The organism is Micromonospora sp. NBC_01796, from assembly GCF_035917455.1.
Classification (GTDB): Bacteria; Actinomycetota; Actinomycetes; order Mycobacteriales; family Micromonosporaceae; genus Micromonospora_G.
Genome location: NZ_CP109078.1, coordinates 3,286,272 through 3,307,203, shown reverse-complemented (window position 1 = coordinate 3,307,203; position 20,932 = coordinate 3,286,272). Strand labels below are relative to the sequence as shown.

General features: G+C 70.0%; 15 protein-coding genes and 1 pseudogene. 6 read left to right on the top strand and 10 right to left on the bottom strand.

Annotated features, from left to right (window positions below; translation table 11 throughout):
• Window positions 1-24: 24 nt before the first annotated feature.
• Complete coding sequence (locus OIE47_RS15265; RefSeq protein ID WP_326562152.1) at window positions 25-2,346, bottom strand: protein kinase domain-containing protein; 2,322 nt, start codon at window positions 2,344-2,346, stop codon at window positions 25-27.
• Window positions 2,347-2,623: 277 nt separating this feature from the next.
• On the opposite strand from OIE47_RS15265, the gene OIE47_RS15260 reads away from it, so the two are divergent.
• A complete protein-coding gene (locus tag OIE47_RS15260) occupies window positions 2,624-3,040 on the top strand; it encodes an SUKH-4 family immunity protein (protein ID WP_326562151.1) in 417 nt (138 codons plus the stop codon).
• On the opposite strand, the gene OIE47_RS15255 is transcribed toward OIE47_RS15260, so the two are convergent.
• The gene (locus OIE47_RS15255) at window positions 3,028-3,630 is read right to left on the bottom strand and encodes a CGNR zinc finger domain-containing protein (RefSeq protein ID WP_326562150.1); all 603 of its coding nucleotides are present in this window, start codon (window positions 3,628-3,630) and stop codon (window positions 3,028-3,030) included. The genes OIE47_RS15260 and OIE47_RS15255 overlap by 13 nt on opposite strands.
• A gap of 89 nt (window positions 3,631-3,719) precedes the next feature.
• Here OIE47_RS15255 and OIE47_RS15250 point away from each other — a divergent pair.
• Window positions 3,720-4,211: pseudogene (locus OIE47_RS15250) on the top strand (NAD(P)-dependent oxidoreductase); the annotation flags it as partial.
• Window positions 4,185-4,637 carry an NAD-binding protein gene (locus tag OIE47_RS15245; RefSeq protein ID WP_326563103.1) on the top strand — a complete coding sequence of 151 codons (453 nt, stop codon included), beginning with the start codon at window positions 4,185-4,187 and terminating at the stop codon, window positions 4,635-4,637. The pseudogene OIE47_RS15250 and the gene OIE47_RS15245, both read left to right, overlap by 27 nt.
• A gap of 15 nt (window positions 4,638-4,652) precedes the next feature.
• On the opposite strand, the gene OIE47_RS15240 is transcribed toward OIE47_RS15245, so the two are convergent.
• Window positions 4,653-5,039 (bottom strand): DUF4259 domain-containing protein, encoded by a 387-nt coding sequence (locus OIE47_RS15240; RefSeq protein WP_326562149.1) that lies wholly within the window; start codon window positions 5,037-5,039, stop codon window positions 4,653-4,655.
• 167 nt (window positions 5,040-5,206) lie between these two features.
• Here OIE47_RS15240 and OIE47_RS15235 point away from each other — a divergent pair, with 167 nt between their 5' ends.
• Window positions 5,207-5,968, top strand: a complete 762-nt coding sequence (locus tag OIE47_RS15235; RefSeq protein WP_326562148.1) for a crotonase/enoyl-CoA hydratase family protein — start codon at window positions 5,207-5,209, stop codon at window positions 5,966-5,968.
• A 78-nt stretch (window positions 5,969-6,046) separates the two neighbouring features.
• On the opposite strand, the gene OIE47_RS15230 is transcribed toward OIE47_RS15235, so the two are convergent.
• Entirely contained in the window at window positions 6,047-7,180 is a 1,134-nt protein-coding gene (locus OIE47_RS15230) for a DUF1996 domain-containing protein (RefSeq protein ID WP_326562147.1), read from the bottom strand.
• Window positions 7,181-7,508: 328 nt separating this feature from the next.
• On the opposite strand from OIE47_RS15230, the gene OIE47_RS15225 reads away from it, so the two are divergent.
• Window positions 7,509-7,841, top strand: a complete 333-nt coding sequence (locus OIE47_RS15225; RefSeq protein ID WP_326562146.1) for a hypothetical protein — start codon at window positions 7,509-7,511, stop codon at window positions 7,839-7,841.
• Window positions 7,842-7,871: 30 nt separating this feature from the next.
• Here OIE47_RS15225 and OIE47_RS15220 read toward each other — a convergent pair whose 3' ends face one another.
• The 6 genes from OIE47_RS15220 to OIE47_RS15195 form a co-directional block, all read right to left on the bottom strand.
• A complete protein-coding gene (locus OIE47_RS15220; RefSeq protein WP_326562145.1) occupies window positions 7,872-8,336 on the bottom strand; it encodes a hypothetical protein in 465 nt (154 codons plus the stop codon).
• Between the two features lie 63 nt (window positions 8,337-8,399).
• The gene (locus OIE47_RS15215) at window positions 8,400-8,849 is read right to left on the bottom strand and encodes a type II toxin-antitoxin system PemK/MazF family toxin (RefSeq protein WP_442792097.1); all 450 of its coding nucleotides are present in this window, start codon (window positions 8,847-8,849) and stop codon (window positions 8,400-8,402) included.
• A 73-nt stretch (window positions 8,850-8,922) separates the two neighbouring features.
• Complete coding sequence (locus OIE47_RS15210) at window positions 8,923-9,645, bottom strand: hypothetical protein (protein ID WP_326562143.1); 723 nt, start codon at window positions 9,643-9,645, stop codon at window positions 8,923-8,925.
• A 75-nt stretch (window positions 9,646-9,720) separates the two neighbouring features.
• Window positions 9,721-10,383: a response regulator transcription factor gene (locus tag OIE47_RS15205; RefSeq protein ID WP_326562142.1), complete on the bottom strand. Its 663-nt coding sequence runs from the start codon at window positions 10,381-10,383 to the stop codon at window positions 9,721-9,723.
• Window positions 10,361-11,839 (bottom strand): sensor histidine kinase, encoded by a 1,479-nt coding sequence (locus OIE47_RS15200; RefSeq protein WP_326562141.1) that lies wholly within the window; start codon window positions 11,837-11,839, stop codon window positions 10,361-10,363. Before OIE47_RS15200 ends, OIE47_RS15205 begins: the two co-directional genes overlap by 23 nt.
• A gap of 345 nt (window positions 11,840-12,184) precedes the next feature.
• Window positions 12,185-20,692 (bottom strand): right-handed parallel beta-helix repeat-containing protein, encoded by an 8,508-nt coding sequence (locus OIE47_RS15195; protein ID WP_326562140.1) that lies wholly within the window; start codon window positions 20,690-20,692, stop codon window positions 12,185-12,187.
• On the opposite strand from OIE47_RS15195, the gene OIE47_RS15190 reads away from it, so the two are divergent.
• Window positions 20,661-20,882: a hypothetical protein gene (locus tag OIE47_RS15190; protein WP_326562139.1), complete on the top strand. Its 222-nt coding sequence runs from the start codon at window positions 20,661-20,663 to the stop codon at window positions 20,880-20,882. The two genes, OIE47_RS15195 and OIE47_RS15190, sit on opposite strands and share 32 nt — an antisense overlap.
• Window positions 20,883-20,932: the final 50 nt, after the last annotated feature.

The following is a 20,932-nucleotide window of genomic DNA, read 5'->3' as shown; positions in this document are numbered from 1 at the left end:
TTACCGCAACAACCCGGACCCGAGTCAGCCCAGCCGCCACTTCTGGTTGGGCTCCCCGGTGCAGTCCCAGAGCTGCAACCGGGCCCCGTTCTCCGGATTGCCGTCGAGCACGTCGACGCACCTGTCGGCCCGTACGTTCACCAGGTCGGCGGAGCTGTTGAGGGTGAAGTCCTGGGAGGCGCTGCCGTCGCAGTCGGCGAGTTGGACCGTCGCCCCGTTGGCGGTCGACCCGTCCGCCACGTCGAGGCACTTGTCCAGCGACCGGACCGTACCGTCGGCGGGAAAGGTCCAGAGCTGGCCAGGGGGCTGGTGGCAGTCCCACATCTGCACCCCCACCCCGTCGACGGCGACGCTGTCCGGGACGTCGACACACCGGCCGCTGCCGACGTTGACGATCGAGTTCCCCGCCGGCAGGTCGGTCGGCCTGAACGGCGGTGGCTGTCCGGGATCCCCCGGCTGCCCACCCTGGCCGGGCGGCGGTCGCCCCGGCGGACCGGGCTGGCCCGGAGGTCGACCACCCGGTCGTCCCGGCGGTGGACCGCCCGGTGGCGGCAACTCGTGGAAACCATCCACGATCAGCGCGAAGGCGCCCCGGCTGGTCGCCCACTCGGCGTCCGCGGTGGTCCAACCGATCGTGTACGCCTGCCCGTTGAAGCTGACGAACGTACGGCTGATCGCGTGCATCAGCTCGCCGTTCTCGGCGGTGAACGTCCACTCCCGTTCCGCCGCCCGTACGTGGTAGTTGATCGTGCCGAGGCGGAGCTGGCGGTAGTCGGGGTACCGCCCGGCGTCCCGTTCCGCCTTCTCCCGCGCCTGCAACTCGGCGACCAGGTCCGACATGATCGACCGGAGCTCCTCGATGGCGAGCACCCGGCTGCCCTCCGGCTCACGGAACTCGATCCGGTCGCCGTCGCGGTGCGACTGCCAGCCGTCCGGTACCGGTACGACCAGATTGGGGCTGTCCCGGTAGTAGTGCCAACCCGCGGCGGGTGGCGGGACCACCCTGTTCATCGACGCCTCGGAGAGGCCGGACGGGGAGGTGTTCGGCTTGGTCGGCGAGTTCGGATCCGGCTCGCCGCCGAGGAAACCAACCGTGCCGCCGTCCATCAGCGGCACGGTCACCCCGAGTACGAGCAGCAACACCGCCACCAACGCTCCGACCAGCCAGCCGCGCCGTCTCCGGCCAGGTACGGGATCCGCCCCCGCACCGCCTCCGGCACCGGCACCGGCACCGGACAGACCGCTGCCGTCCGACACCGGAAGACCGGACGGCGTGTCCGCCGAGGGCATCTCAGACGCGGACACGAAAACGGACGGGGACGGGGACGGCCCGCCCACGGAACCGAGCGAACCCGGCGGGCCGAGCGAACCGAGCGAACCCGGCGGGCCGAGCGAACCGAGCGAACCCGGCGGGCCGAGCGAACCGAGCGAACCCGGCGGGCCGAGCGAACCGAACGAGTCGGGTGGGCTACCGCCCAGGTCCACCGATCCGAGCAGGCCGATCGGGTCGACCGGGTCGACGGAGTAGTACGCCGTGGCCCGGCGAAAGAGGCGGTCGGCCTCCTCGGCACCGAGCCGCTGCTGCGGGTCCCGGCGCAGCAGCCCTTCCAGCAGCGCGGTCAGCAATCCCGCGCGCTGGGGCGGGGGTGGGATTTCGGTCGCGAGCGCGGCCAGGGTGGCGATCGCCGTCGACCGGTTGTACGGCGTACGTCCCTCGACGGCGGAGTAAAGGGTGGCGCCGAGCGACCAGAGGTCGGCGGCCGGTCCGACGATTCCGTCGGTGGCCCGTTCCGGAGCGAGGTACGCGGGTGAGCCGAGCACCATGCCGGTACGGGTCACGTGCGGATCGCCGGGCACCGTGGCGAGGCCGAAGTCGGTCAGCACCACCCGTCCGTCGTCGGCGAGCAGGACGTTGGCCGGCTTGACGTCCCGGTGCAGCAGCCCGGCCCGGTGCGCTGCCCGTAGCGCCGCCAGGACGCCCAGTCCGATGTGGGCCACCCGAGCCGGTGGCATCGCCCCGTCGGTCCGGAGGACCTCGTGCAGCGAGCGCGACGGTACGAGTTCCATCACGAGCCACGGGTCTCCGTCGGCAATGAGCACGTCGAAGATCCGTACGACGTTGACCTGGTCGAGACGGGCGATGGCACGTGCCTCGCGCAGGGAACGTTCGCGCATCTCCCGGCGTTCGTCGTCGGTCAGCCCGGGTGGTGGCACCAGTTCCTTGATGGCCACGTCGCGTTCGAGCATTTCGTCGCGGGCCTGCCAGACCCGACCCATACCGCCCTGCCCGAGCGGCCGAACAAGCCGGTATCGGTCGGCGATCAGCCGTTGGGGGGTGTCGGGCACGACAGGACCGTACCCGTCGGTGTTATAACGCCCAATTTTCGGGGCGGCCGGATTGTCGACAGTCGGAAAGCTCACACCGTACGGGTGTCGCTTTTCCGATCAACGGCTCGACCATCCCATCCGCATGATCTAGAGCCGCGCCGAAATGATCACAACCTGATCGATCCCCGACGATTTCGAAACGGAGAGTTCGGTTATCCACAGTAGACACCGGGCGACCACGGCCGGCGGTACGGGTGTGCCATGCTCGTGCACCGTGGTATCCGACGAGACGATCATGGGCCTCCTTGCCGCGCTCCGGCCGATCACGTACGCGAAGGTGCCCGTCGAGGGGCGCTGGTTGCCGTCGCCGTTGCCCGAACGCGCGATCGGGGAGCGGGTGGTCGCGGTGTTGTGCGAGGACCCGGACGTGGCCTGCCTGGTGGTCGACCGTACCGACGGGACGGTCCTGATCACCGCCGGGGACGAGGCACCGGTGCTGGTGAACCGGTCGCTGGACCAGCTCGTCGAGTCGTCCCGGATCTACTCCCGAGCGGCGCGCCGGGCCCGGCGGATCGACGAGGAGGACGACGAGGCGCTGGAGGCACTGGCCGTCGCCACCGCCGAGCAGATCGGCCGGATCGACCCCGACGCCGTACGGGACGAGAACCAGCTCTGGGCGGCTGCCGCCGAGGAACTCGGCTACGGCCTCTGACCCGTGTCCACTGCGTACTGCTGGCGGTAGGTGGCCTTTTTGCTCCGGTTGCCGCAGGTGGACATCGAGCACCAGCGGCGGGTGGCGGCGGGCGAGTCGTCGAGGAAAACTCCCAGGCAGGTCGGTGCGGCGCATCGGCGTACCCGCAGGGGTGAGTTGCCGATCGCGTCGACCGCATCGCGGGCGACGTCGGCCAGGACCTGGTCGACCGAGGTCGCCCGGATCCGGCTGTACGGCTGCCCCGGCGGCTCCACCACGAGCTGCGGTACGGCACCGGGCCGACCGGCCCAGTCGTTGATCAGGGCGACGTCGTCCCGGTCCGGCTGCTCGGCCAGGCTGACCGCCCGGCCGGTGGCGTAGATCGCCTCGCGCAGCTCCAGGGCCGGCGCGAGGGCGGCCGGGGGTGGTCCGGCGGGATCGGCGAGTTGCGCCTCGACCGCCCAGAGGAGCAGCGCCTCGACGCTGGTCAGCCGCTCGATCGGGGTCTGCGAACCCCGGTCGCCCAGGGTCGCGCAGTACGCGAACGCGAGCCGACCGTTGCCCCAGCGAAAGTTCTCCGAGCGTTGCGGACGACGCCAGTCACCAACCATGGAACCACCTTAGCCGGTTCCATGCGCTAGTCTCGTCCCGCCGATGGCCGGCACCCCGCCTTGATCGGCGCGGGCAGGCCGCCCGTCGGCACCATCGGATCGCCGCGACCAGGAGCGTGACCACCATGAAGATCGGATTTGTCGGACTCGGTGCCATGGGCAGTGCCATGGCCGGGAACCTGCTCGACGCCGGCTACCCGGTCCAGGTCTGGAACCGCTCCCCCGATCCGGTCCGGGAACTGGTCGCGCGCGGCGCCACCGCCGCCACCGAGTTGGCCGAGATCTTCGGGTCGGAGGTGGTGATCAGCATGTTGGCCAACGACGCCGCGGTGATCGAGAACCTGCTCGACGACCGACTGCTGGCTGCGGCGCCCACCGGCGCCGTGCACGTCAACATGGCCACCGTGAGCGCGGACCTGGCGGGCAGGGCCGACCGGCAGCACCGCGCCCACGGGCTGCACTACGTCGCCGCACCGGTACTGGGTCGCACCGAGGTCGCCCGAGCGGGCAACCTGACCATTCTCGCCGCCGGTGACACCGCCGCCATCGCGAAGGTGCAACCGCTGTTCGACGTACTCGGTCGCAAGACCTGGACGGTGGGCGACCAGCCCGCGCACGCCAACCTGGTCAAGATCCTCGGCAACTACCTGATCGCCTGTTCGATCGAGGGGATGGCCGAGGCGACCACGGTCGCCGAGGCCGCCGACCTGGACCCGAAGCTCCTGGTCGACATCCTCACCGAGGGGCTGTTCACCGGGCCGGTCTACCAGGGTTACGGGGCGATGATCGCCGCCCGGAACTACGAACCGGTCGCGTTCAAGCTGGCGCTCGGCCGCAAGGATGTCGAACTGGCGTTGGACACCGCGCGCTCACACCGGGTCCCGCTGGCCTTCGGCGGCGTGCTCCGCGATCTTTTCACCGAGGCGGTCGCCCACGGTCAGTCGGACCAGGATTGGGTCGCGGTCACCGAAACCACCCGCCGCCGCGCCGGCCTCGACCACCGCTGAGTCCGCCCGGCCAGGTCAGTCCCGGTCGGTCCCGGCCTGCCGGCGGGCCTCGGCGGCGAGCCGGTCGAAGGTGCTGACCAGGGTCGCCCGCCGCTGCGTCACGTAGTCGCCGGTCGGCTCCAGCCCACCGATGCTGTCGTCCCAGACGGCCAGGTAACGCTGCTTCCAATCGGCGATCGTCTGCTCCGACGGCAGCTCGACGCCCACGTACCGCTGCTCCGACAGGAGGCAGAGCAGCTCCAGATTGCACGGTACGGCGACGCCCCAGTACTCGTCCGGCTCGATCTCGACCGGATCCCCGGACATCGCCCGGGCCACCTCGTCCAGCAGCCGACCGGTGACGGCGCCGAGATGGTCGGCGGCGGTATCGCTGTCGAAGTTGCCCCTGCCCCAGCTACCCATCCGGCCCTCCTACGCCATCACCGCGATACTGCTCGGCCCCGGCGACACTACTGCCTCGACGCGCTCACCGCTGCTCCCCGACCGGGGGACGGCGGAGCACGCGGGCGCGAGTGGGCAAAACCGCGCGGCCGGTTCCGCGGCCGGCGGGTCCGGGGCATCCTGGACCGATGGTCGTACGGGTGGAACGCAGCGGTCCGGTGACGACGGTGGTCCTCGATCGGCCGGAGCGTCGCAACGCGGTCGACGGGCCCACCGCCCGCGCCCTCGCCGACGCCTTCCGTGCCTTCGACGCCGACCCGTCCGCCTCCGTCGCCGTGCTCTGGGGCGCCGGCGGGACGTTCTGCTCCGGCGCCGACCTGAAGGCCATCGGTACGCCGAGCGGCAACCGGGTCGAACCCGACGGCGACGGACCGATGGGGCCGACCCGGATGCGCCTCGGCAAGCCCGTGATCGCCGCCATCTCCGGGTACGCGGTCGCCGGAGGGCTGGAACTGGCTCTCTGGTGCGACCTGCGGATCGCCGAGTCCGACGCGGTGCTCGGTGTCTTCTGTCGACGCTGGGGAGTGCCCCTGATCGACGGGGGCACCGTCCGGCTGCCCCGGCTGATCGGCGAGAGCCGGGCGATGGACCTGATCCTGACCGGGCGCCCGGTGCCCGCCGTCGAGGCGTACGAGATGGGGTTGGTCAATCGGCTGGCCCCGCCGGGCGGTGCGCGAGCGGCGGCGGAGGAACTGGCCGCGCAGCTCGCCGATTTTCCCCAGACCTGCCTGCGCAACGACCGGCAGGCCCTGCTCGCGGGCGCCGGCCAGCCGGAACCGGCCGCGCTCGCCACCGAACTCGGGTACGGCATGCACTCGCTGGCCGCCGACGCGGCTGCCGGTGCCGCCCAATTCGCCGCCGGAGCCGGCCGCCACGGCGAGTACGCCTGAACGACGACAGCGGCGGCCGGTCAGCCCCGATCGGGGAGAACCGTGCCGCCGCCGCCTGTCGACGTGGTGCCGCGATAACTAGAAGTTACCGGCCGAGTTGCACTTCACGCCCTGGTCGAGGCAGTTGCGGACCCGTGCGGCGAGCGCGTCGTCCTCCCACGCGTTGAAGAAGTCCGCGTGCATCGAGAACGAGGTGCCGGAGGCGAGGGTGATCCCGTCCGTGTTGGCGCTCAGCGGGTACGAGATCACGAACGACACCGAGGGGACCGGAACCGGGTGGCTCTTCGGGCAGGCCCCGGTGTGGTCGCCGTTCGCCATGTGCGCCTTGTGGTCCGGGCTGTCCAGGTGCTTGCCGTCCCAGCAGTCCGGGAAGGTGATCTGGCGGACGATGTGCGCGGTCTTGGCGCAGACCGGGAAGGTTCCGTCCGCGCTCCGGCCGACCTCGCCGCCGATGCCGGCGCACCAGAAGTGGTTGCCCTGCTTGTCCGGGGTGTCCACCTGGTTCTTCGCGTCACCGACGATCATGCGCAGGCCGAACGGGAACGGCTGGGTCTTGCTCGGGTCCTTGAGGCGGGAACCGTAGTAGACGGTGATCTCGTCGGGGTCGACGACCTTGCCGTTCTGCAACATCGTCGGCACCCAGTAGGCCGAGTGGTCCTGGGGCGAGTTGCAGGTGGTGGCGGTGGCCGCCCGCAGCGACTCGGCGGTCGAGTTCGCGTTCGTCGACTTGTTGCCCCAGAACGTGTGGTTGTGCGAGGCACCGGCCAGGTTCGGCAGCACGATCGGGTCGTCACTGTTGTGGTGGCTGGTCGTACAGCCGACGTTGAACTCGGGCACCTTGACCGGGTTGCCGGTCACCGGCTTGGGCTTGCGGGCGAAGAACGCCGCGGTCGCGGCGGCCTGCGCGGCCGGGTCGACGGCGATCCAGCCACCGACCGAGGTGGGCGGGTTGGTGCCGGTCGGCGGGGTGGCCGACGTACCCGGCGCGCCCGGGGTGGCCGAGGTACCCGGAGCGCCCGGCGTGGCCGAGGGGCTGCCGGGGGCACCGGTCGTCGGCGCCGAGGGGCCGGTCGAGCCCATGCCGGTGTCGCCGGACGGACCGGACGCACCGGGGGTGCCCGGCAGTTCCTTGCATCCACCGGCGAGCGCGACGCTCAGCAGCAGCAGCGCGGTGACGGAACGACGTTGTCTGGGAGTGGGTCGCAAATTCATGTGGGGGGCACACCTTTCTTCCGAGAACGAACACTACGAGTGCACCCCCGCTCGATTCGAGTCGGAACGATTATTTCTCCCTTAAGTCTCGCTTAGCGATTGCCGGATCGGCTTAACGGAGCCGCCAACCTGTCGTATCAATCTCATTTCCCTGATTTTTTTCTAAAATCCGTAATCAGCGCTCGGCCGACGACTCCACAGTAAGGTCGGCTCTCTTACCCGACCGGCACTCGACGCATTACCGGCCACGGGCCGTAGGCTTCCGGGCGGCCATGAGCGACGGGCTGTCGTGCCGACGGCTGTCGTGTCGGACGCGGAGGAGACGACTGTGGCACGGGCGAGCAGGATCTGGCGACTGTACGCCGGGAACGAGTTGCTGGGCGACCTCGTCGTCGACGGCGGAGACTTCCCCTGGCTGCACGCCCGGTTCGAGCCGGTGCCCGCGTACGGGCGGTTCCGGGCGCTCTTCGACGAGGACATCCGGCTGCTGAACAGCGTCGACGAGGACGTACCCGCGCAGGTCGCCTCGTACGAGCGGATGCGGGCGGCGGGGATCGGACTGGTCGACCCGGACGGCTTCCGGGTGCCGGAGTTCCTGCTGCACATCCAGGACGAGCAGGCGTGGTGGCGGTGGAGCGACGAACCGTTCGACGACGACTGATGTCCGGCGGCGGCCGGTGCCCTGTCGCGGCTACAGACTGGTCTGGCCCTTGCGCAGTGGGACGACATGTTCGTGGCGACCGTTGCCGTCGGTCCAGGTGAGCTTCGCCTGGTAACGACGCACCCCGTGATAACGCTTGTCCCGCGCGGCGAACTGCACCGGATAACGTCCACCACCGTCGAGCCGGTCGAGTGGAAACTCGTCCTCGTCGACCCCGGCGAGATCCACCACCCGCCCGTCGGTGTCCATGACGACCAGTCCGACGCGCAATGCCGATGCCGGTCCCTGGTTCCACACGACAAGGTTGTAACCGACCTGTACCGGCTCCTGCCCGTCGCCCAATGACACCTTTGCGAATGCGGCGTTCCAATGGAAGTACGCGGTCACCCGGGCGGTCTGGACGTCCTCCCGCCGATGCCGATGGGCGACGTACGCGGTGAGCGCGGAAACGAGCAGCGCCGCCACCGCGACCACCACACCGAGCCAGGTTGCCACGACGTACTCCCCTCGCCGACGCACCGGCCTCAATGGAACCAGGCCGGGTCTTCGTGCTGCCGGTCAGCGCCAGCCGTAGCCGGCGCGCAGCGCCTGGCAGACCCGGTCGAAGCGGCCACGGTCGAGCACCGCGCCCTCGCGCCGGATGCTGTCCTCGCGCATGGTGAGCACACGGTCGAGGCGCAGGAAGCTCGGCCGGTTGTCGCGGTCCCACTCGCCGGGGCCGAGGGCGAACCAGTTCCGCTGGCCGTGACGCTCGCTCTGGCTGGAGAGCATCAGGCCGTACAGGGTCCGGCTCTGCCGCCCGACGACCAGTACGGGACGGTCCTTGCCCTGGCGGGGGTCGTCCTCGTACGGCACCCAGGTCCAGACGATCTCACCCGGATCGGCCTGCCCGTCCAACTCCGGCGCGTACGTCAGCTCCCGCCGTTGCAGGGCCGCGAGCTGCCGCCGACGTGCGACCTGAGCCGGGGTGGGTTGGCCGGGAACCGGGGCGGGTCCACGCCTGGCCATTCGACTGACCCTGGCCGCCACGCCCCTCAAGAGATTCGCCACGCCGGCACCCTACCCTCGCGCCGAGCAACGGCTACCGCCGGAACGCCTCCTCCTCGCTGCGGTAGGAGCAGTAGGAGGCGAGCACATCGACGGCCTCGGCGAGTTCGGCCGCGACCGCCGGATCACCGCCGTCGCGGACTGCCGCTTCGAGCAGTGCGGCGGGAACGTCATGACGGAGCCACCGGTCGACGTCCTGCCAGTACTGGGTGTCGGTCACCGTGGACACCATCCAGTCCCGGACGAAGTTGGCGAGGTGCCTCGCCGCCGGCTCACTGGTCGCCACCGGCCAGGCCCCGAGATACGGCACCAGCCGGCGTCCGGACTGCTCGATCGTCTCCAGCACGTCCTGCACCGGAGAAAGGCTGGGCCAGCTCAGGACGGTCGACATCCACCAGTCATGCAGGAAGGTGGTCAGGGCATCGCGTTCGTCGTCCGTACCTTCGTCGTAGCAGGACGCAAGCTTGCCCGGCAGGAAGACGCTGTAGCTCCAGTCCTCCATCCGCCCGGCGGCGAGCAACTCCAGCAGACGCGGCAGGAAGTGCTTGAAGTACGGCAGGTCGCCCCAGGTCGACATGGCCTTGAACATCAGCGGTCCGAGCTGGTCGGGCGTCAACTCGCGCAACGGCGTCCGGCGCAGCGCCTCCACCCGCTCCGGATCGACGCAGTGCGCACAGAAGTCGACCCCCTCGGCCAGGGGGAAGCTTCCGTAGACCCGGTACAGCTCCTCGACGGCGAGTTTCAGGTCCGGTCCCATCCGGCAACGCTAACCAGGAGCACCGCGTACCCGCTCGGGCTTTTATCCGTGCCCCGAGGCCGCAGGAGATGGCGGTCAGGTGGTACGGAGGCGGTAGCCGAAGCCGCGCAGGGTCTCGATCACGTCCTCGCCCAGTTTCTTGCGCAGGGTGGAGACGTAGACGTTCACCAGGTTGGTGCTGGGGTCGAAGTCGTAACCCCAGGCGTGCGAGAGCAACTGCTCCCGGCTGAGCACCCGGCCGGCGTGCCGGATCAGGGTCTCCAGCAGCGCGTACTCCCGTCCGGTCAGGGTCACGTCCCGGCCGTGGACGGTGACCCGCCGGGTCCAGAGATCCAGGCGTACGGGACCGGCGGTCAGGACCCGTGGCTCGTCCGACCCGACGTCGCGGAGTCGGGCCCGTACCCGGGCCAGCAGTTCCTCGAACCGGAACGGCTTGGTCATGTAGTCGTCGGCACCCGCGTCGAGGCAGTCGACCACGTCGTGGACCCGTGCCCGGCCGGTGAGGATCAGCACCGGCAACCGCAGCCCTCGGGTACGCAGGGACCGGAGCACCTCCAGGCCGCTGCGTACGGGCAGGCCGATGTCGAGGATGAGCAGGTTGAAGTCGTCGGTCGAGCCGTACTGCTCGGCCTGCTCCCCGTCGGTGACGTGCACGGTCTGCCAGCCGTTGGCCGCCAGCCCCTTCCGCAGGAAGGAGGCGATCCGCAGGTCGTCCTCAGCGATCAGAATCCTGGCCATGTTGCCAGCCCTCCCTTGTCTGCCGGGGTATCACCAGGGTGAAGGTGGCGCCGGCACCGGGCCGGCTGACGAGTTCGGCCCGCCCGCCGTGTGCCTCGGCGATCGCCCGGACGATGGACAGCCCCAGCCCGGAGCCGGGGTAGCGCAGGTGCGCGTGGGTGCCCCGGCGGAACCGGTCGAAGATGTGCGGCTGGTCGTCCGGGGGCACACCGCATCCGGTGTCGCGTACCCAGAGCCGGAACTCGGTCCCGGTCACGGCCGCACCGAGGGCGACGGTCTCGGTGTCAGCGGTGTGCTGGACGGCGTTGTCGGCCAGGTTGATCACCGCTTCGGTGAGCCGGTGCCGGTCCGCGACCACGATGCCGCCACCGAGGTCGTCGACGTGCCAGCGTCGGGGGGCCAGCGCACTGAGTTTCACGGCCAGTTCCGCGACGAACAGTTCGACGTCGATGCGCTCCGGCTGGAGGAATTGCGGGTGGGCGACGTCGGCCAGTAACTGGAGGTCGCCGACGATGCGGCCCATTCGTTCCAGTTCGTCGGTGACCAGGGCGATCGTGGAACGCCATTCCGGACGGTCGGTGTCCTCGGGATCGAGCATGCTGAGATTGCCCATGGAGATGGTCAGCGGACCGCGTAGTTCGTGACTCGCGTCGAGGATGAATTCGCGTTCCCGGCGGAACACCGCCTCCAGTCGGTCGAGCATGGCGTTGAAGGTGAGGGCCATCTCGGCCGCCTCGCCCTGCCGGCCGACCGGGATCCGCCGGGTCAGGTCCGACTGCGAGATCAGCCGGGCGGTCTCGGTGAGCTGCCGTACGGGACCGAGCACCCGGCCGGTGACCAGCCAGGCGCACCCCGAGGCGAGCACCAGGACGCCGAGGACCGCGCCGGCACCGTACGTCTGTAGTTCGGCGATCTCCCGGCGCTGGCTCACCGGCAGCAACGTGACCACGAAGGCCCCGCTGCTGGCGCCGACCCGTACCGGGAGGATTCCGTAGTAGGCGTCACCTCGGGCGGTGTCGTACCGGTCGATCGCGGGGCGGCCGTCGGCGCGGGGGTGCGAGCGCGCCGAGGTGGCGAAGACGTGCATGGTGTCGTCGGGCAACCGCTCGATCGGGAACCGACTCAGCGCGGCATGGTGCAACCTCCCGTCGGCGAAGGCGAGTACGGCCTCCTCCTGACTCGGTACGTTGCGCCGGAAGTAGACGTCGAACACCCCCTGTACGGAGGTGAACGCGTCACCCGTACGCGGATCGCGGCCGTCGGCGATCAGCCGGTTGATTTCCTGGAACTCCTGCTGCACGGCCTCGCTGATCCGGGTCTCCAGACGGATCATCAGCACCTCGTGAATGGCGACCGTGCAGAGTCCGCCGGAGAGGACGATCAACGCGATATACGACAGCAGAATGCGCGTGTGGATGCTCCTGGCGACACGGGACCAGCCGGAGCGACCCAGCATCGAACAATCTCCTCCACGAAGCCATCCGGCGACTGTGACGGGCACAGCCGGCCCGCCTCCACGTGTCGGCGCCCTCACGCATCGTACGTCCGAAGTGGAGGCATCGGGATTCATCGAATGGGTCGACCGGCTCGACCGGCACTCGGGCGCGAATGGCCGTTCCGACTACCCTCTCTTACCCAAAGTCCGGCCGTGGTTAATGTGTTGTTCAGTCCACGTTCACCTCAGACTCGCGTCCCGCTCATCCGGGCGCGCATGGCGAACCGCCCCCTCCGACGGGTTTCGGAGGGGGCGGTTCTGGTCGACCGGCCGGGGTCACCCGGCCGGTCCGGTAACCGGACGGGATCAGCCGAAGGTGATCACCAGTCTGGGCGGGTTGTCACTTCCCTTCTCCCTGCTGTTGAACGCCTGCTCCATCCCGTTCGCGTTCTCGGCACTGTCCCGGATCAGGAAACCGAAGTTGCCGGTCGCGTACATGCCGCCCACCTGACCGGGGACCACCCACTCGCGGTAGCCGTTGCCGGAGGCCGTGGTGGCCGCCGTACCGGTGGTCGCCGGTTGGTTGTTCCAGCGGACGTTCGCCTCCGACCAGGTCGCCGCGAGCGGGATCGCCTGCAACGTCCGCCCCGTCTTGTACGACCCGGAGTAGAGACGCAGCCGCGCGTCGGTGACCTGGCAACCCGACGGGATCGCCGGCAGGTTGAACCGGACCAGGACCCGGGCGTTGTTGCCCGACTTGCTGTCGACCTTGATCGACGAATCCTGGCCGTAGTTGCTGGACGACGAGGACTGCAACACCCAACTGTCCTGGTTCGCCCCGAGCGTCACCGACCCCGGTGCCGCACAGCTCGGCGGCGCCGAAACCGTCCACGAGTACGTCGCCGGGGTGGCGTCGACGTTGCCCGCCGGGTCGGTTCCGCGTACCCGGAACTGGTGGGTTCCGGCGGTCAACCCGGTGTAATTGACCGGGGAGACACACACCCCGAACGCGCCCGCGTCGAGGGAGCACTCGAACGTCGTACCGGGCTCGTTCGCGGTGAAGGTGAACGCGGCGGTCGGGCTCGTTGTCGTCGCCGGCGGGGTGCTGCCGATCGACGTCTCCGGTGCCGTCGTGTCCGGTGGTGGCTGCACCGTCCACTCGAAGACCGCGGGACTCTGGTCGCCGGCCCCACCGCCGTTGACCGCACGCACCTCGAAGCTGTGGTCACCGACCGCGAGGTTGGAGACCGTACGGGGCGAGGTGCACGGCGCGAACGCCGCCCCGTCCAACGCGCACTCGAAGGTCGAGCCCGGCTGGCTGGAGGTGAAGGTGAACGTCGCCGTGGTGCTGGTGGTGGCGAGGTCCGGTGCGGTGGCGATGGTGGTCTGCGGGGCGGTGGGCGTACCGGCCACCGTCCACGCGTAGCTCGCCGGAGTCAGGTCGACGTTGTCCTCCTGGTCGACCGCCCGCACCTCGAACACGTGCGGACCGGGCTCCAGGTTGCCCGGCAGCTCCAGGTTCGGATAGCCGTGCGGGCTCACGCACTCCACGAAATCGGCCTCGTTCTGGCTGTCGAGGCGGCATTCGAAGATCAGCCCGGCGGGAGCCGTGACGTTGTCGGTGCCGGCGAAGGTGAAGCTCGCCGTACCGACCGGGCTCGGGTTCGCCGGCCCGGTGTTGACCACCGTTTCCGGCGGGGTGGCGTCCGGACCGGGGACCACCGCCCACTCGTGCTCGGCCCACTCCTCCTCACCCGAGGTCACCCCGTCCAGGTCCACCGCGCGTACCCGCAGGTAGTGGTCGCCGATGGCCAGGTTGGCGAAGTCCGCCGGGGAGACACAGGTGGTGAACGCCGCCAGGTCGAGCGAGCACTCGAACCGGACCACCGGCTCGTTCGCGGTGAAGGCGAACGTGGCGGTCGTACTCGGATCCTCCGCCGGTGGGGCGACGACCAGGGTGACCACCGGCGGGCCGGTGATCGTCCACGCCCGGCTGGCCGGCGTCGGTTCGACGTTGCCCTCCGCGTCCCGCGCCCGGACCTGGAACTCGTGCGTGCCCGGCAGCAGATCCTCGTAGAACACCGGCGACACGCAGTCGGCGAACACCGCCCCGTCCAACGAGCACTCGAACGTGGCGTCCCCCTCGTTGGCGAAGAAGGTGAACAGCGCGGTGCGCGCGGCGGTCTGGGCCGTCGGCCCGGCACTGATCGTGCTCACCGGCGGTACGCCGGGCGGCGACAACGCCACCACCCAGGTGTACGTGGCCGGCGTCGGGTCGACCTTGTCGGACAGGTCCACCGCCCGTACCTGGAAGGTGTGCGTACCCGCGGTCAGGTTGCCGTACGTCTGCGGGTTCTCGCACTCCACCCAGTCGGCCTCGTCGGTGCTGTCCAGGCGGCATTCGAACCCGAGGTCGAACAGCGAGGTGTTGTCGTCGATCCCAGTGAAGGTGAAGCTCGCCGACGTGCTGTTGCTCGGGTTCGCCGGCTCGTCGACGATCAACGTGTCCGGCGGTGCGACCTCCGGCGGTGTGGGCGCCGAACCGTCGCAGGAGATCTGGTAACACTGCATCGGTTCGGTGTTGCCCGAGGCCCGGTTGCCGCCACCGTCGACGTTCCCGGTCTCGGCGTAGATGCCCCAGCCACCGTTGTTGTTGGCCGTGTTGGCCGAGATCCGGTGCCCGGCCTTGTTGACCGAGATGCCGTCACTGCTGTTGTTCCCGGTGGTGTTCCGGTCGATGATGTTGCCCGGCTCGGTGCTCTCCGGCAACACCTCCGCCTCGACCGAGATCCCCTCCGCCGAGTTGCCGCTGGCCGTGTTCAGGGTGACCACGTTGTTCAGCGACTCCGAACCGAGGGCGATGCCGGTCGACGAGGAGTCGCTGGCGTCGTTGGACTCGATCCGGTTGCCCGACGACTGGTGCAGATCGATGCCGGTGCTGTTGAACCGCACGTCGTTGCCGCGCAGTACGTTGTTCAGCGCCGCCTCCAGGCTGATCCCGCCGTCGCTGTGGTTCGTGACGATGTTCGCGATGGCGTCGTTCCCGCTGGACTCGACGATGTTGATCCCGGCTTCGCTCTCGGTCAGCTCGTTGCCCTCCAGCTTGTTGCCGTTGGACGCCGCCTCCAGGGTCACCGCCGCGTCGGAGTTGTCGAGGACCGTGTTGCCCACGATCGTGTTGTTGCTCGACCCCTCCAGCCAGAGGCCCGTTCCGCTGGACCCGCTGACCCGGTTCTCCTCGATCCGGTTTCCGCTCGCGCCGACCAGGTGGATGCCCTCCAGCGCGCTGCCGCTGATCGTGTTGTCCAGCAGCAGGGTGCCCTGGGTCCCGCCGGTCAGCACGATGCCGGCCGCGTTGCCGGTGAGCGTGTTGCCGCGTACGAGGTTGCCGGCGGTGCCGTTGTCCGCGTCGGCGAGCTGGATGCCCGCCTCCTGGTTCTGGGTCAACGTCAGGTTGGAGATGATGTTGCCGGCGGTGCCCGCGTTCAACTGGAGGCCGTGGTCGAAGCCCCCGATGGTGCCGTTGGTGACGGTCACCTGGTCGTGACCGTTGTTCCGGATCCCGACCCCCTGCCCGATGCCGTCGACACCGAACCCGTTCAGGTCGACCGTGATGCCGGCCGCCCCGATCACCAACCCGTCGTTACCGCAGTTGGTCAGGTTGTTGGTCAGCAGCACGCTCTGGGCGAGCGTCTGACCGCAGGTCACCTGCGTCGGCACCGGTGCCGGACGGATCGTCCAGGCGTGTGCCGCCGGGGTCGGATCGGTGTTGCCCGCCGGGTCGGTGGCCCGTACCCGGAACTCGTGGTCGGTCGCCCAGAGCCCGACGTGGGCCACGGGTGACGTACACGCGGTGAACGCCGAACCGTCCAACGAACACTCGAACGTCGATTCCGCCTCGCTCGCCGAGAAGGTGAAGCTCGCGTCCGTACCGACGGTGGTGGCGTCCGGGGCCGAGTCGATCGTCGTCTCCGGCGGGGTGCTGTCCGCCGGGGCCGGGGAGATCGTCCAGGTGTACGCGGCCGGCGTCGGATCGATGTTGCCGGCCAGGTCCACCGCACGCGCCTCGAAGGTGTGCACCCCCAGCGCCAAGCCGGAGTACGTCTTCGGGCTCAGACACGGCCCGAACGGCGCGGCGTCCAACCGGCACTGGTAACTGAGGTTCGGGCCGGGCGAGGCGTTGTCACTGCCCCGGAAGCCGAAGACGGCGACCGGGGTGGTGCTCGCCTGGTCCGGCGTGGAGAAGATGGTCGTGTTCGGCGGGGTCGAGTCCGGGCCGGGCGGGACCGCCGCGACCGTCCAGGTGTACGTCGCCGGGGTCAGGTCCACGTTGTCCGACGGGTCGATCGCGCGCACCTCGAACCGGTGCACCCCGGCGAACAGGAAGTGGTACGAGGTCAGGCTGACGCACTCGACCCAGTTGTCGACGTCCGGCGGCTGCGGCGGGTCACCCGGATCCGGCTCCGGGGCCGGCGGGTCCGGTGGCGGGTCCAGCCGGCACTGGAAACGCAGTGCGGTCGGCGGGGCCGCGTTGTCCGTACCGGTGAACCCGAAGTGGATGCTGCCGAGGCTGCTGCTCGGGTTCGGCGGCGTCGACGTCAGTACGGTGTCCGGCCCGGTCAGGTCCGGTGCCGGCGGTTGACCCGGGGTTCCCGTACCGCAGACCACACCCCGGCACTGCTCCGGCTCACCGTTTCCGCTGGCGACGTTGCCGCCGCCGTCGATCGTGCCCTCCTCGGCGGCGTCGATGCCGAACGCGGCGTTGTGGTGCGCCACGTTGTCGGCCAACCGGTGCCCGGCCTCCGGGACCGAGATGCCGTCGCCCTGGTTACCGATCACCTCGTTGCGCTCGACCACGTTCGCGCCGAGCGGCACACCCTCCGGGTCGACCGCCGCGCCCTCGACCGCGATCCCGCCACCGGCCGAGCCGTTGACCACGTTGTCGAGGATCCGGTTGCGCAGCGAACCCGGCCCGACCGAGATGCCGGCGCCACCGGAGAAGCTGGCGTCGTTCCGTTCGACCAGGTTGTCGCTGGATCCCTCCAGTTCCACGCCGCCCGGGTTGTACCGGACGTCGTTGTCCCGGACCACGCTGTCGCTCGACCCGGACAGGCCGATGCCGGAGTCCGCCGCCAGGTGCGAGACGTTCCCGATCACCTGGATCCCGTCGGAGTCCTCGACCGTCACCCCGGCGTCCCCGGTGCGGGTCATCGTGTTGTCTTGCACCAGGGTCCGGTGGGACCCCTCGGTGATCAGGATCCCGCCGTCACCGCTGTCGGAGAGGGTGTTGCCGATCAGCCGGTTGTCGCGGGAGTCCTCCAGCAGGAAACCACCGTCGCTGCCGATCGTCGGATCGGCGGTCACCCCGCTGACCGTGTTCTCCTCGATCAGGTGGCCGCTGGCGTCCTGCATCCAGAGCGCCACCCCGAGGTTGCCGGTGAAGGTGTTCTCCGCCAGGACGCTGTTCTCCGAGCCGTTGACCAGGGCAACCCCGATCTCGTTGGCGTCGAACGTGTTGCCGCGTACCTGGTTGGCGTTGCGGCCGTCGTCGGCGTTCGACAGCTCGATCCCGGCGACCGCGTTCTCGCGTACGGTCAGGTCCTCGTAGCGGTTGAACCGGGTGCCGGCCATCGCCGAGATCCCGTACACGAACTGCCGTACGGTTCCGCCGGTGATCACGACGTTCTCGAAGCCGACGTTGCGTACGCCCGCCGGTCCGCCCAGTTCGGGCAGCTCGATCGGGGAACCCGGCTGGCCGGGGAAGTAACCCGGCCCGTCGACGGTGTGCCCGTCGAGGTCGACCTCGATGTTCGGCGCCCCGATCACCAGCCCGTCCAGCGGGCAGTTGGTCAGGTCGTTGAGCAGCCGGGTGCTCTGGGTCAGCACCTGACCGCAGGTGACCGTGGTCGCGACCGGTGCCGGCGGCGCGGGCGGCTGCGGGGCCCCCGGGCCGTCGAACCGGAGCACGAGCTGCGGCACCAGCGGCGGCTCCGCGACCGTGTTGCGGGAGGCGAACGACGAGTCGTCGCCCTCGCCCTCCTCGGCGGAGTCCCGGATCAGGAAGCCGTGGTTCGGCGCCCCGCCGAGCATCGCCGCGACCTGCCCGGTCACGTTCCACTCCCGGAACCCGGAACCGGAGCCGGTGGTCGCCGCGGTCCCGACGGTGCCGGGCTGGTTGGCCCAGGTCACCTGCATCTCGGCCCAGGCGGAGCCGATCGGGATCGCCTCCAGGGTCCGACCGACCTCGCCGTCCGCGTGCAGCCGCAGGGTCGCCCCGGTCAGTTCACAGGCCGCCGGTACGTCCGTCGGCAGCGGAAACCGGATCAGCGTACGGGCGTCCTCGCCGGGAGCCCGCGAGCGGACACCGAGCGATTCGGAGATGCCGAAGTTCTCCTGGGTGTTCGACTCGTCGATCCAGGTGTCCGCGTCCGCCCCGAGGATCACGTTCGAGGTGTCGCAGTCGACCGGCGAACCCACCGTCCAGGTGTACGTCGCCGGGGTCGGGTCGACGTTGTCGCCCTCGTCGATCGCCCGTACCTGCACGGTGTGCGAGCCGGTGGTCAGGTTGGAGAAGCTCCACGGGCTGGCGCACTCCAGCCAGGCCAGCTCGTCGGTGCTGTCGATCCGGCACTCGTACTCGAGCAGGTTGGTGGGGGTGAGGTCGTCGGTGCCGAGGAACGAGAACGTCGCCGTACGGCCCGCGCTCGGGTTCGGCGGGGTGCTGGCGAACGTCGTCTCGGGGGGCGTGATGTCCTCGCCACCGGTGAACTCCCAGACCGCCGGGGACTGGTCCACGTTGCCGGCCCGGTCGATCGCCCGTACCTCGAGGGTGTTCTGACCCAGCTCGATGTCGAGCACCTCGTACGGGTTCGGACAGCCGACGAACATGAACTCCGGGTCCGGTGGCTCGGTCGGGTCCGGTGGGTCCGGCGGCTCGGTCGGGTCGTTGACCAGCACCCGGCACTCGTAGAGCAGTTCGCCGACCGGGGTGGTGTTGTCCGTCCCGGCGAAGGTGAACGTGGCCCGCTCGGCGGCGAACGTCGGCCCGGACACCACCGAGGTCTCCGGCGGGGTCAGGTCGGCCGCCGGGAACGGTCCCTCGTGTTCGAGCGCCCCGATGTCGCAGGTGGTGTTCTTCGGTCGGGTGACTCCGCGCTGGTCGACGGTGGCGCACGGGGCGACGCCGCCGTCCAGGGCGAAGCTGTCGTCCTGGATCGCGTGGGTCATCGACGGGCCGCCGTTGTCGGCGATCGCGTCGATCCTCGGGTCGCCCGCGTTCGACCGGTCCCGGCTGCCGCGCAGGTAGCAGGAGTCGGCGCTGTCCAGGTTGCCGCCCTCGGAACCGACCGCGAAGCTGCACTCCGGGCTGTAGAGGTTGCCGGCGACGATGGTGTTGCGCAGGATGACCGACTGGCTCGGCTCGACCGGGAAGTTGACCGAGCCACCCGGCTCGTCACCGATGCCGGCGCCGTGCGGGGCGACGTTGCGGTTGATGGTCACGTTGACCACCCGCAGGCCGGCGTCCGCGTCGGTGTAGAGACCGCCACCGGCGACCTGGGCCACGTTTCCCGAGGTGGTGGTGTTCTCGATCAACGCCTCGGCGTCGCTGGCGTTGTAGATGCCACCGCCGTACTGCTTGGCCCGGTTGTCCCAGAAGGTGGAGCCGGTGATCTGGAGGGTGCCGTCGGCGACGTTGGCGAAACCGCCACCGTGCTCGGCGGTGTTCTGGCTGACCGTGGTGTCGACGACCGAGAACGCGCCACTGCCCTGGCTCTCGATGCCGCCGCCGTCGGCCGCCGCGGTGTTCCCGGTGATGGTCAGCCGGGTCAGGGTGACCCGCTGACCGTCGTTCTCCACCCCACCGCCGCCGGCCTCGGAGGTGTTGTCCCGGACCGTACTGTCGCTGACCGTGACCGCTCCGCCGGAGTGGATCGCGAGCCCGCCGCCCTCGGCGATCGACTCGTTCTCGGTGAACGACGCCCCGGTGACCGTCGCCCCGCCGCTGCCGCCGAGGTAGAGGCCGGCACCGCCGCCGTCACCGGAGACCGGGTCACCGGCGGAGTTGCCGGTGAAGACGGTGTTGCGGATCGTGCTGGCCCGCTCCGAGTCGGCGAGTACGCCGCCGCCGCTGCCGTGCGCGGCGTTGCCGGAGACGGTGCCCCGGGTGACGGTCAGCCGGGTCTTGGAGACGCTGCTGAGCCCACCGCCGTCGGCACCGGCCGTGTTCCCGGTCAGCGCGGTGTCGGTCAGCGCCAGCTCGACCTCGTGCTGGTTGGAGATGCCGCCCCCGTCGCCACCGGTGGCGTTCCCCCGGATGGTCGAGCCGCTGATCTCGACCCGGCCCTCACCGTCGAGGTCGATGCCGCCGCCGGAGACCCCGGCGTAGCTGTCCAGCACCGAGACGCCCTGTAGGCGTACCACCCCGGAGGAGAGACTCAGTACGGCACCGCCCTGCTCGGAGTCGTACCCCTCGCGGAGGGTGACCCCGGAGACGGTGACGTTGCCGGCGGTGTCGTGGATCTCCAGCAGCCGATCCAGCCCGCGACGATCGGCCGGTGCCCCGGCCGGCGGCTGCCCACCGTCCACGATGGTCCCGGCGGCGCCGGCACCGATGATGGTCACCGGGCTGACGATGTCGAGGTCACCGGTGTCGTCGCCGTTGTCACCGGCCGGCGCCCGGGTGATCTGGTACGTCCCGGCCGGCACCTGGATCGTGTCACCGGGCAGCGTCGCGTTCGCCTCCTGGATCGCGGCCCGCAGCGTGCACGTGTTGGCGCTGGTCCGGCAGATGCCGTTGCCGATGTTGATGTCGACCGCGTCGGCGGTGCTGTTGACGGTGAACGTGACCGCCCAGACCGGCTGGACGGCGATCATGGTGGTCAACAGGGATGCCACCCCGATGACCGGAATCAGGATCCGGCGGCGTCTGGTTCTGCCGCCGGATCTGCGTTTTTTCGATGTGGTCGATGGTCTGCTGTCGCTCATGCCCGCCCCCACGGTCGGTCTGCTGCCAGTGGCCGCCAGTGTTCAGCGGGCGCGTAAGCCGACGCTCAGCCGAAGGTGAAAACTTCTTTATCTGGCGGCCCGTCGCTGACCTGGGAAGATCCGTCGATG